This window comes from Prochlorococcus marinus str. MIT 0917 (assembly GCF_027359575.1).
Lineage (GTDB): Bacteria > Cyanobacteriota > Cyanobacteriia > PCC-6307 > Cyanobiaceae > Prochlorococcus_B > Prochlorococcus_B marinus_D.
Map to the genome: position 1 here is coordinate 1,036,981 of NZ_CP114784.1, position 12,408 is coordinate 1,049,388.

13 protein-coding genes are annotated in these 12,408 nt (G+C 37.4%); 3 read left to right on the forward strand and 10 right to left on the reverse strand.

What is annotated here, in order from left to right; translation table 11 throughout:
• Positions 1-16: 16 nt before the first annotated feature.
• A complete protein-coding gene (gene clpS, locus O5637_RS06085) occupies positions 17-328 on the reverse strand; it encodes an ATP-dependent Clp protease adapter ClpS (RefSeq protein ID WP_269603432.1) in 312 nt (103 codons plus the stop codon).
• A gap of 52 nt (positions 329-380) precedes the next feature.
• Entirely contained in the window at positions 381-1,610 is a 1,230-nt protein-coding gene (locus O5637_RS06090) for an LL-diaminopimelate aminotransferase (protein WP_269603434.1), read from the reverse strand.
• 391 nt (positions 1,611-2,001) lie between these two features.
• Here O5637_RS06090 and O5637_RS06095 point away from each other — a divergent pair, with 391 nt between their 5' ends.
• Both O5637_RS06095 and O5637_RS06100 read left to right on the forward strand, forming a co-directional pair.
• Positions 2,002-3,921 (forward strand): Rne/Rng family ribonuclease, encoded by a 1,920-nt coding sequence (locus tag O5637_RS06095; RefSeq protein WP_269603435.1) that lies wholly within the window; start codon positions 2,002-2,004, stop codon positions 3,919-3,921.
• Positions 3,922-3,923: 2 nt separating this feature from the next.
• Complete coding sequence (locus O5637_RS06100; RefSeq protein WP_269603436.1) at positions 3,924-4,511, forward strand: ribonuclease HII; 588 nt, start codon at positions 3,924-3,926, stop codon at positions 4,509-4,511.
• Positions 4,512-4,525: 14 nt separating this feature from the next.
• Here the strand turns inward: O5637_RS06100 and O5637_RS06105 are convergent, their stop codons facing one another.
• Complete coding sequence (locus tag O5637_RS06105) at positions 4,526-5,038, reverse strand: DUF1997 domain-containing protein (RefSeq protein ID WP_269603438.1); 513 nt, start codon at positions 5,036-5,038, stop codon at positions 4,526-4,528.
• 56 nt (positions 5,039-5,094) lie between these two features.
• Here O5637_RS06105 and pheA point away from each other — a divergent pair, with 56 nt between their 5' ends.
• A complete protein-coding gene (pheA, locus tag O5637_RS06110) occupies positions 5,095-5,925 on the forward strand; it encodes a prephenate dehydratase (protein ID WP_269603439.1) in 831 nt (276 codons plus the stop codon).
• 1 nt (position 5,926) lies between these two features.
• On the opposite strand, the gene O5637_RS06115 is transcribed toward pheA, so the two are convergent.
• The 7 genes from O5637_RS06115 to rpsL all read right to left on the reverse strand — a co-directional run bounded on the left by O5637_RS06115 (position 5,927) and on the right by rpsL (position 12,343).
• Positions 5,927-6,859: a methyltransferase domain-containing protein gene (locus O5637_RS06115; protein WP_269603441.1), complete on the reverse strand. Its 933-nt coding sequence runs from the start codon at positions 6,857-6,859 to the stop codon at positions 5,927-5,929.
• Positions 6,860-6,861: 2 nt separating this feature from the next.
• Positions 6,862-7,524, reverse strand: a complete 663-nt coding sequence (locus O5637_RS06120) for an LON peptidase substrate-binding domain-containing protein (protein WP_269603443.1) — start codon at positions 7,522-7,524, stop codon at positions 6,862-6,864.
• A 60-nt stretch (positions 7,525-7,584) separates the two neighbouring features.
• Positions 7,585-7,905: a 30S ribosomal protein S10 gene (rpsJ, locus tag O5637_RS06125; protein WP_269603446.1), complete on the reverse strand. Its 321-nt coding sequence runs from the start codon at positions 7,903-7,905 to the stop codon at positions 7,585-7,587.
• A gap of 121 nt (positions 7,906-8,026) precedes the next feature.
• Positions 8,027-9,226, reverse strand: coding sequence for an elongation factor Tu (gene tuf / locus O5637_RS06130; protein ID WP_269603448.1), 1,200 nt, complete (start codon positions 9,224-9,226; stop codon positions 8,027-8,029).
• A gap of 42 nt (positions 9,227-9,268) precedes the next feature.
• Positions 9,269-11,344: an elongation factor G gene (gene fusA / locus O5637_RS06135; protein ID WP_269603450.1), complete on the reverse strand. Its 2,076-nt coding sequence runs from the start codon at positions 11,342-11,344 to the stop codon at positions 9,269-9,271.
• Between the two features lie 105 nt (positions 11,345-11,449).
• Positions 11,450-11,920, reverse strand: a complete 471-nt coding sequence (rpsG, locus tag O5637_RS06140; RefSeq protein ID WP_269603452.1) for a 30S ribosomal protein S7 — start codon at positions 11,918-11,920, stop codon at positions 11,450-11,452.
• A gap of 48 nt (positions 11,921-11,968) precedes the next feature.
• Complete coding sequence (gene rpsL / locus O5637_RS06145) at positions 11,969-12,343, reverse strand: 30S ribosomal protein S12 (RefSeq protein WP_011824478.1); 375 nt, start codon at positions 12,341-12,343, stop codon at positions 11,969-11,971.
• Between the last annotated feature and the right edge of the window lie 65 nt (positions 12,344-12,408).

Below are 12,408 nucleotides of genomic sequence, written 5' to 3' on the forward strand. Positions count from 1 at the left end.
GTGTTAATTGATAATTTCAGCTTTCTATTTCTATTGTACTTGTTAAGCCTTTTGCCTTTAAAGATTCAGAGTAAAATTCTGCGGGTTCTAAGTCACAAGTTATAACAAGTCCGACACCATTGTTATGCGTTTCTAACATAATATTCAAAGCATCCTGTTCACTTAGTTGTGGAACTACCTGCCTTAAAGTATCAACTACATAATCCATCGTATTAACTGGATCATTATGAAGTAGAACCTTATATTTTGGAGATAATTTTCTAACTCGCTGAACTTCCCTATCAATAACAGCCGTTTCACCATCACTTTGATTTGCAGAATCAACCATAATCAAACTATCAGGATGAATAGCACTCTTTAAAAAGAAACTTACCATGAGATTAAGCATTAAGTTTGACGATCCTTTGCATAGCTTTTTCGACATTTTCTTTACTGTTGAAAGCTGATAATCGAAAATAACCTTCTCCCGCAGCTCCAAAGCCACTTCCTGGGGTGCCCACGACATTTGCTTTTTCAAGCAAGAAGTCAAAGAAATCCCATGAGCTCATGTTTTTTGGAGTTTTGATCCATGCATAAGGGGCATTAGTAGCGCCAAAAACTTCAAATCCTGCAGCAGTCAAATTTGCTTTAATTTTTTGAGCATTGTCCATATAAAAGCTTACTAATTTTTTTATTTGTATTTGCCCTTCTTTAGAGTAAACAGCTTCCGCTCCCCTCTGAACCACGTAACTTACACCATTGAATTTAGTACTTTGTCGACGATTCCATAAAGACCACAAATCAACTTCTTCAGAACCTGCTTTACCTTTTAAAGACTTGGGAACAACTGTAAAAGCACATCTTGTTCCAGTGAAGCCTGCATTTTTCGAAAAAGAGCGAAACTCAATTGCACAATCATTAGATCCCTCAATTTCAAAAATCGAATGAGGAAGAGATTCATCTTTAATGAAAGCCTCATAAGCAGCATCAAAAAGAATCAAAGAATTATTTTCTTTTGCATATTTAACCCAAGAAGCTAATTGCTCTTTAGTAGCAACTGCCCCAGTTGGGTTATTAGGAAAACAAAGATAAATCAAATCAAATTTTTCTTTTGGTATTGCTGCCTCAAAGCCATTCTCTGAATTAATAGGAATATAACTTAAACCTCTATACTCTCCGGCCGAGTTGACTTCTCCTGTCCTTCCTGTCATCACATTAGTATCTACGTATACAGGATAAACAGGATCAGTTACAGCTATTTTATTATCCTTCCCGAGGATATCTAAAATATTACTGCTATCGCATTTTGAGCCATCTGAAATAAAGATTTCCTCTGCCGAAATCTCACAACCACGAGAAAGATAATCATTTTCAGCAATGCTCTCTCGAAGCCATTTATATCCCTGCTCTGGTCCATAGCCCCTAAAGCCCTTTTCTGTTCCCATTTCTTCAATTGCCGCTTTCATGGCTTCACGACAAGCCAAAGGTAGAGGTTCCGTCACATCTCCGATTCCTAGACGGATCAAATCAGCATTTGGATTCTTAGAGGTAAAATCTTTAATTCTTCTAGAAATCTCTGGAAAAAGATAACCTGCTTTTAATTTCAGGTAATCAGCATTAACTTGTACCACTTGAGAATCGCCAAGATTTAATTTAAGGATAATCCCTTAAACACCTTAATAACTTCAAACACAGATGATTAAGCAATTAAGAACTAATTTTGAATAGGTCTTCATGCTCAAAACAATTAATTCAAAATATATGTTGTGTTAATATGTATTAGGAACTAAGAAAAGGGTTTAACCCCCTAATGTTCTCAATTAACGTAAGCTTTTCTTAAAGAGACACCTAGATTAAACGTTGGTAAATCCAACGATTTCAACCGGACTATATTTAAATCCCATTCCGAACAGTATTCAAAAATCTCTTTAAGTTTGTTTAGCGTTAAAAATTGCAAAAAGTTCTATTTGCAATTTTTCTGCAAATCATTTTTTAATAGCTTTAAAAAGCTCAACATTATATATGCCCCAGCAAATTGTTATTGCTGAGCATTTGCGTATTGCCGCTCTGCTCACTGACGAGAGAATAGATGAATTAATCGTGGCTCAAGGTAGCTACCAAATTGGAGATATTTTCTTAGGGACAGTTGAAAATGTTCTTCCAGGAATAGATGCTGCTTTTGTCAATATTGGAGAAAGTGAAAAAAATGGTTTTATTCATGTAAATGACTTAGGTCCACTTAGATTAAAAAAAGCAACTGCAGGAATAACAGAGTTACTCGAACCAAAGCAAAAGGTTTTAGTTCAAGTAATGAAAGAGCCCACTGGTTCAAAAGGACCTAGATTAACTGGGAACATAGCGCTTCCTGGTAGGTATCTGGTACTCCAGCCCTATGGACAAGGTGTAAATATTTCTAGAAGAATAAGCACAGAGAATGAAAGAAATAGACTTAGAGCTTTAGGGGTACTAGTCAAGCCTCCAAGTACAGGGCTTTTAATAAGGACAGAAGCAGAGGATATTTCTGAAGAATTTTTAATTGATGATCTTGAGAATCTTCTTAAACAGTGGGAGCTTATTCAACAAGCATCTGAGAGTTGCACACCACCAATCCTTTTAAACAGAGATGAGGACTTTATCCATAGAATTCTTAGAGATAATATCGGTCAAAATGTTACTCAGATTGTTGTAGATAATACTGAAGCAATTGGTCGAGTCAAAAGCTTCCTAGGTAAGGATAGCAAGGAATTAGCAATAGAATTACATAGTGATTCGCAAAACATATTAGAAAAGCATAGAGTCATTTCTGCAATTAACGACGCATTAAAACCTAGGGTAAATCTACCTTCTGGCGGATATATAATAATAGAGCCAACAGAAGCTTTGACAGTTATTGATGTTAACTCAGGCTCATTTACAAGATCTGCAAATTCAAGAGAAACAGTTTTATGGACTAATTGTGAGGCAGCTATTGAAATAGCAAGACAATTAAAATTAAGGAATATTGGCGGGGTGATTATTATTGATTTTATAGATATGGATACGAGAAGAGATCAACTTCAATTATTAGAACATTTCACATCTGCTATTAATGGAGACTCAGCACGGCCACAAATTGCTTCACTTACAGAACTTGGACTTGTTGAGCTAACAAGAAAAAGACAAGGTCAAAATATATATGAGTTATTTGGAAAAACTTCTCCTAATTCCCAAGGTCTAGGTAATTTTCAAAACATTAATATTGAAGATATAAATCCAACAAATTCGACTGAATCAGGTGCAATCAATTCAACTTTAAGGTCAGGTGAAGATTTACAATCTTTACAAGAGAATAATATAAAAAAGAAGCGTATAAATAGAACAAAAGATATAGAACATAATATTATCAATGAAGAATATAAATCATCTATAGATAATTCAAAATCAATATCAAGAGAAACAAATGCAGAGGATATAAATAAAGATAATAATAAAAAGCAAGAAAACCGAATAATAAATATAAGTATGAGTGAAAACGAAGAGATGGTATATAGTTCTATGGGATTAGATCCTATTCTAATTTTAGATCAACCTGAACTTTCCGAAAACTACACAGTTAACATAATTAGGCCTGGGGACGAGGCCGTTTTAGACAAAAAGGATGCAATACATGAGGCAAGTAAAAAAAATACACTTACCAGCTCAAGTGAGAAAAACAAAAAAATTCACAAAGATATTATTAATCTTCAAAACAATGTCTCTATTGAACAAAAACTAACTAATTCTGAAGAGATAGAGAATGCCGAAAAAGAAAATATCAATGTAGATTTAGATGAAGAAATAAGTGAATTAATAAATACTGATAATAGTTTTAAAACTGAAAAGAATGAATTAAGTTCCACCGACCCAAAAGAAGTTGATGAGGATCCAAGACGGAAAAGAAGAAGGTCTTCCGCTTCTTCTTAAAGATGGGACCTAAGGAATATCTGATTGCAGGAGTTGATGAAGTAGGAAAAGGTTGTTTATTTGGACCTGTCTTCGCTGGAGCTGTGATTTTAAGCAAAGAGAACGAAATAAAGCTCTTAAGCCATGGTTTAAAAGACAGTAAAAAATTAAACGAGCGGCAAAGACATAATCTAGTTCCTTTAATAAAAAAAAACTCAATAGCTTGGGCGATAGGACAGGCTTCAGCAAGAGAAATTGACTGTGTAGGTATCAGAGAGGCTACTGAAAAAGCTATGCTAAGAGCACTGGCAAAATTCCCATCCACTCCAGACTTAATTCTTGTAGACGGAATATTACCCATTCGCTTATGGCCAGGAGAACAAAAGACACAAGTTAGGGGTGAAAGTCATTTCGCCTCAATTGCGGCTGCAAGCGTCTTAGCAAAAGAAACAAGAGATGAATTAATTAAAAGACTAGCTCGCAAATACAGTATTTATGGACTAGCAAAAAACAAGGGATATGGAACTGAAATGCATAGAAGAAACTTAATCAAAGGAGGTTCAACAAAACTCCACCGAAAAAGCTTTATCTCAAGAGTGAAAATCGATTGATATTTATTTGATAACTAATTTTCTTTGCACCAATTATTAAAGTCAACAATTAGCTGCTTCTCAACCCTTGCCTTAATTCCTAACAAAATTCCATTTAATATTGACTGCCCTGTTTTCTCAAGCATTTTGGGAGGAATTAATCTCAACAGCTGAGGTTGACTTACTGTTACACCCAAAAGAGCTTCGCCTTCGAGACCTGATGGGTTTGCCTCCAAAATTGCATCTAATGTTAAATCAAAATCATCAACTAATCCCAAGCCATCCAAGTGGCTTTCGGTTACGTACATTCTGATTTTGCTCTCAGTATTTTCAACTGCTATTGATACAACTGGATTTATTTGAAGTTGAAAAACTTTAAAACTTGTGACTTCGTACTTAAAACTTCCTGGCCCCAACGGAGTCAATTTTTTAGGATCAAGCATTGCTCCTACAACTCTTTCCTGTTGTAGGAGATAATCAGGAAGTTGCTCCTGATTATCTTGAACAACTAGATCAATTTTTTGTCGCGCTGTAAAGGCAAGAGACATTATCAAAAACCTGCTCAGATTGATCTTATCGGCATTTACCCCATTTTTTTTATCTAATGTCAACTCGAGTGGCCTACCTAGGGCCTAAAGGTACATACGCCGAGAAGGCTGCAAAAGCGCTAGCAGCCCTAGAAAAGATTGACTCACCTGAGTTCTCGCCATGCAAAGGCTTAAGGGCTGTGGTAGATAATCTTGCAAACAATCTTTGTGAAGCAGCCGTCGTACCAATTGAAAATTCAGTAGAAGGTGGGGTTACCACAACATTAGATTCTCTATGGAGACATCAAAATCTATTTATTCACAGAGCCCTAGTACTCCCTATTAAACACGCATTAATAAGCAGTGGATCAAAATCAACCATTTCAGAAGTCCTCTCACATCCTCAGGCCATAGCTCAATGCAGCCAATGGTTGCAAGACAATATTCCAAATGCAGTTCATTTACCAACTAATTCAACGGCTGAAGCAATAAGAATGGTAAAAGGTAGTTCATTTAGAGCAGCCATAGGGTCAAGAGATGCAAGCAATGAACTGAATATTTTGGCTTATCCTATTAATGATATTGATGGTAATTGCACTAGATTCGTTCTGCTTAGTAAGAACAACATTAAAGTAGATGGCAATAAAGCAAGTATGGCTTTTTCTCTTAAGTCAAATAGTCCAGGTGCATTACTAAAAGCATTGAATTGTATCGCAAATCTCGGACTAAATATGAGTAGGATTGAATCTCGTCCCTCCAAAAGAGAGCTAGGAGAATATGTATTTTTCATAGATCTTGATTTGAATAGCAATAATCAAAAAGACTTTCAAAACATCACTGAAGAGTTATCTCCACTTTGCAATCAAATAATTCATTTTGGATGTTATTACGGATCAGAAGTTGAGTAGCTTATCCTCTTGATTTGAATACTCCAAATTTCATCAATCCATTTGAAAAGGACCATCTCATCATTAGTATTGTTGGAATTTCCCTAAATGCCTTTAGGAGAGATCTAAGGCCTAATTTCAAGATGGACGAAGGTCTTCTAAAACCTTCATATATAGATTCATTCCAAGATTGAATTGTATATTTTGTCCAATTGGAAGTCTCTACCGAACTTCCACAATAAGGACTGTTTAATAAGTTATTTTTGAACCCTTCAATACTTGAAAATTCTGGATGGGTCCATTGGATTAGTAATTGATTCATAATGAACTTTTCCAATAAATTCAAGGGATGCTTTTTTGAATTTCTTTGATTCCAATCTGCAACAGCCAAAACTCCCCCTGGTCTAAGGACCCTGAGCATTTCATCTGCAAACGTTTGTTTATCAAAGATATGAGGACCAGCTTCCACACTCCACACCCCATCAAAGCTGCCTTTTTCAAACTTTAAGTCAAGGGCATTCATTACCTCAAACCGGCAAAAATCTCTGTTAGCTGTTAATTCATTCGCTCTTTTAATTTGTTCCTGACTTATGGAAATACCAATGACATCAAATCCATAATAATCAGATAATATTCTTGAACTTCCGCCTATTCCACATCCTACATCTAAAATCCTTGAGCCTTTTGGTAATTTATTTAAACCACTCCAACGAACTAATTCATGAACAAAATCTACCTTAGCTTTCCTAAAGTCTTTTTTTATTCTTGGTTTTTCATAAAAACCAAGATGAATATGTTCTCCCCAGAGATTTTCTAATAAACGATCATTAGTCCATGAATCATATGAAGATGCAACGCTATTAACAGACTCATATTTACGACTTTTCCTGAGCCAATGAGTAGTTAAAATGAAAAGAAAAAAGGCACTAAATATAAAAATCAAGATCAATTGCATAATTAATTGTTAGCTTGATCAGCATTTGAGAAAGTATCTTTTAAAGCAGTTCTGGCAGCTAATTGTCTTCTTGTGTGATCAAGAAGTTCATATTCTCTCTCTAAACGCTGGAAAGTATTGGTTAATTCTAATAAATTTTGCTGTTCACTTGCTACCGGGCCTCCAAGATGAGCAGCTATCCAAAAAGACAACTCCCTAGGGATATCAGGCAAAGAATCAGGGAGTGCTTTATCAGAGTCAGTCAATTTTGAAGTAAGTGAAACCACATCCTTCAAAGCAATAGCGACTGAATCCTTTAGTTCCAATAGTTTGGTTTGATCTAAAATCTGTTCATCATCAACCCAACTTACTAACGCGTTAATAAAAGGAGTTTCACTAATAATTTCTAGAATTCGAAATCTTTGTTGTCCAATAGTGACAATATTACTCCTTCCATCTTGTGAAGTTTGATGCTTAATGATCTCAGCACAACAACCAACATCTGCCATTTTTTTTGCAATTGGATCCCATCTAACCACACCAAAACGGCTATCCGATTTCAAAACAGATTTAAGCATCACCCTGTAACGAGTCTCAAAGATATGAAGTGGCAAGTACTCCTGAGGGAAAAGCACAACCTCAGGCAATGGGAAAAGTGCTAGCTCCCTAACTGAAAGTTCGCTCAAATGGGTATTCCTAATTAAACATATCCTAGATAATCAATCTCTGGTTTGAGAGAAAAAGGTTTAGAGCTTAACTTCTATATCAACTCCGCTAGGAAGGTCCAACTTCATTAGAGCATCTATAGTTTTCGCAGAAGGGCTATAAATATCAATAATTCTTCTGTGTGTTCTTGTTTCAAAATGCTCTCTTGAATCTTTATCAACATGAGGCGAACGAAGAACACAATAAATTTTTCTTTTTGTAGGAAGAGGTATGGGTCCTATTGCTGAAGCAGCTGTTGTGTCTGCTGTCTCGATTATTTTTTCGCAAGATAAATCTAGCATTCTTCTGTCAAAGGCCTTTAGACGAATGCGTATTTTTTGCTGTGCAATTGCAGTTGACATAATGGGGTTACCAAAAGCTAATTAAGTTTTCCAGGTTCTTTTTAGGATGAACTAGTTAGTTCATTTGTTTATTTAATTTAGAGGATGACCTGAATAAATTACAAGTCATCCTCAGAAACAATTACTCAATAATTTTTGAAACCACTCCGGCTCCAATAGTCCTACCACCTTCACGAATTGCGAATCTCATTCCTTGCTCAATAGCTACAGGAGCTATTAATTCACCGGTCATTTTTATTCTGTCACCGGGCATAACCATTTCAACATTACTTCCATCATCAGATGTGAAAGCTGTAATTTGACCTGTTACATCAGTAGTACGAATGTAAAACTGTGGACGATATCCAGCAAAGAAAGGGGTATGTCGACCACCCTCCTCTTTTTTCAATACATAAACCTCCCCTTCAAATTTAGTATGGGGAGTAATTGATCCTTTTTTAACAAGCACCATCCCTCTTTCAATATCTTCTTTCTGAATACCTCTTAAGAGGAGTCCAACATTATCTCCAGCCATACCTTCATCGAGAAGCTTTCTAAACATCTCTACTCCGGTAACGGTTGTAAGTCTCGTATCTCTAATACCTACAATTTCAACCTCCTCTCCAACTGTTACTTTTCCTCTTTCAATTCGACCAGTAGCAACAGTTCCACGCCCTGTAATTGAGAAAACGTCTTCAATAGCCATTAGGAAAGGCTTATCAATTTCACGTTCTGGTTCTGGAATTGAAGAATCAACAGCAGTCATCAATTCATCTATTTTTGTCTCCCAATCTGCTTCTCCTTCAATAGCTTTTAATCCTGAAACTTGAACAACAGGTATGTCATCGCCAGGGAAGTCATAACTTGTGAGAAGTTCACGAATCTCCATTTCTACAAGTTCTATCATTTCTTCATCGTCGACCATGTCACATTTGTTTAGTGCAACAACCAATGCAGGGACACCAACCTGCTTGGCCAAAAGAATATGTTCTTTTGTTTGTGCCATTGCTCCATCAGTAGCTGCTACAACAAGTATTGCACCGTCCATCTGAGCAGCACCTGTGATCATGTTTTTAACATAATCAGCGTGACCTGGGCAATCAACATGAGCGTAATGCCTACCATCAGTTTCATATTCAACGTGAGCAGTGTTGATTGTGATACCGCGTTCACGTTCTTCTGGAGCTCCATCAATTTCAGCGTAATCTTGCGCTTCGGCTTGACCTTTTTTGGCTAAAACCTTTGTGATTGCAGCAGTAAGTGTTGTTTTGCCATGGTCAACGTGGCCAATAGTACCTATGTTGACGTGAGGTTTGTTCCTCTCAAACTTCTCGCGAGCCATTTTTTTTAAAGAATCGGGGGGTGGTTAGTAAATTTTTAGAGATCAGGAATTGCCCTGATTCTTGGAGATAATTGCTTCAGCAACATTACGAGGAACTTCCTCGTAGGTGCTGAACTCCATTGAGAAAATACCCCGACCTTGAGTCATTGATCGGAGTTGAGTGGCATAGCCAAACATTTCGGCTAATGGCACTTTTGCCTGGACTTTGGATTGTCCATCATCGATGGATTGACCTTCAACCTGACCTCGTCTAGAGGACAGATCTCCAATTATAGATCCTAGGAAGTCCTCAGGCACTTCTACCTCAACTTTCATCATAGGTTCTAGAAGGACAGGATTGCACTTCTTGATTCCATCTTTGAAAGCCATTGACCCAGCAATCTTGAAAGCCATCTCTGATGAGTCAACGTCATGATAAGAGCCATCAACCAATGTAACTTTTACATCAATTAAAGGATAGCCAGCAATTACACCAGACTCACATGTTTCTTTCATTCCTGATTCAGCAGGTTTTATATATTCTTTTGGTACAGAACCACCAACTATTTTATTAACAAACTCAAAACCAGTTCCTGGTTCACCTGGCTCAACTTCAATAACAACATGACCATACTGACCTTTACCACCTGTTTGTCGCGCAAACTTTCCTTCACCTGAAGAGCTAGCTCTAATCGTTTCTCTGTAAGAAACTTGAGGTGCTCCAATATTTGCTTCTACCTTAAATTCTCTCAACATACGATCAACAAGAATCTCTAGGTGAAGTTCACCCATACCTGCGATTACTGTTTGATTGGTCTCCTGATCAGTACTTACTCTGAATGTTGGATCTTCCTCAGAAAGAGATGTAAGAGCTTTTCCTAACTTTTCCATATCACTTTTAGTCTTGGGTTCTACCGCAACCGAAATAACTGGCTCAGGTATATAAAGGGTTTCAAGAACAATTGCCTCTTCGGAAGCGCATAAAGTATCTCCTGTGGTTGTGTTTTTGAGGCCAAGCACAGCACCAAGATCACCAGCTCTTAATTCATCGACTTCCTCTCGGTCATCAGCTTTCAAAATTATCAATCTAGATATTCTCTCTTTTGCATCCTTAGTTGAATTGAGAACGTAACTTCCTTTTTCAAGAACACCGGAATACATCCGAACAAAAGTCAATTTGCCATACGGATCAGCCATTACCTTGAATGCAAGAGCGCTAAATGGAGCGCCATCATCAGAAGGTCTTACAGCTTCTTTTCCGTTAGGAAGTAAACCTTGAATAGGAGGGACATCAACAGGAGCAGGCAGATAATTAACTACTGCATCTAATAACAACTGAACTCCTTTATTTTTAAAAGCTGAACCACATAACATCGGAACCACCCCATGTTTAAGAACTCCTTCCCTAATGCCAGATTTGAGTTGCTCTATTGTTAGCTCACCATTTTCTAAAAAAGCTTCTAATAATTCCTCCTCGGTTTCTGCTATTGATTCCATTAATTTTGATCGCCAATCAGATACCAAATCAACCATGTCTGATGGAACCTCAGTCTGCTCAATATCTTTCCCGAGATCATCTTTATATATATATGCTTTGTTTTCTACAAGATCAATAATACCTTTTAAATCATTTTCAGCTCCAATGGGTAGCTGAATTGGAACTGCATTAGCTTTCAATCTATCTTTAATTTGACCATGAACCTTTAGGAAATCTGCTCCAGTTCGATCCATTTTATTGACAAATACCATTCTTGGCACTGAGTACCTATCGGCTTGACGCCAAACCGTCTCAGATTGAGGCTGTACGCCTCCAACAGCACAGAAGACAGCAATAACACCATCAAGAACTCTCATAGAGCGTTCAACTTCAATGGTGAAGTCAACGTGTCCAGGGGTATCGATAATGTTTATACGGTGATCATCCCATGTGGTTGAAATCGCCGCTGCGGTAATCGTTATTCCTCTCTCTCTCTCTTGAGCCATCCAATCAGTTACTGCTGCACCATCATGTACCTCTCCCATCTTGTGAACAACACCTGAATAGAACAGAATTCTTTCAGTGCAAGTTGTTTTACCAGCATCAATATGTGCAGCAATACCGATATTTCTTATTCGTTCTAAAGGGAAGGCGCGTGCCACAGAAAATACTCCGACTAAAGGGCTTTAAAATGCGCATGGACTCTACAACTAAGCATGCTAAAAAAGAAATATTTTGAGGATTTAAATAGAAAAATTTGACCTAAATCAATAGCGATAGTGAGCAAAAGCTTTATTTGCTTCGGCCATTTTATGGGTCTCTTCCCTCTTCCTGACAGCATTTCCGGCTTCATTGGCTGCATCCATAAGCTCCCCAGCAAGTTTTTGAGACATGCTTCTACCATTTCTTGATCTTGAGAAATTTACTAACCATCTGAGTGCCATTGCAGTCCCTCTTTCTTGGCGAACCTCCATTGGAACCTGATATGTTGCTCCACCAACTCTCCTTGCTCTAACTTCAACAAGAGGTGTGACATTTTTCACAGCTGTTTCGAATAACTCAATCGGATCCGAACCAGTTCGTTCGTTAATCAAACCAAACGCATCAGAAAGGATTTTTTGGGCTGTTGATTTCTTCCCATGCTTCATCAAGCGATGAACCATCATACTCGCCAAGCGATTATTGAACTGAGGATCTGGGAGAACAGGTCTTTTTTCTGCTGCGTTTCTTCTTGACATGAAATTAAATTGTATAAGTGGGTAAATTCGATAAAACAAACTAAATTTTTATTCTTTAGGAGATTTAGCTCCATATTTTGATCTTGACTGTCTACGGTCTTTAACCCCAGCGGTATCAAGAGTTCCTCTGACTATATGATATCTAACTCCTGGTAGATCTTTAACTCTTCCGCCTCTAAGCAAAACGACAGAGTGTTCTTGAAGATTATGACCGATACCACCAATGTATGCAGTCACCTCAAAACCTGAGGTTAATCTGACACGAGCTACTTTCCTAAGAGCAGAATTAGGTTTTTTGGGAGTTGAGGTGTAAACCCTTGTACAGACTCCTCTCCTTTCTGGGCAGCCTCGCAAAGCAGGAGATTTTGTCTTTGTTTTAAGAGTCTTTCGCTCTGTTCTTATCAACTGTTGAATGGTTGGCATTAATTTAATATTTGGTCTAGGTACGACCAGATTCAACAATTCCTCAGATTACTTGGTCAACTACC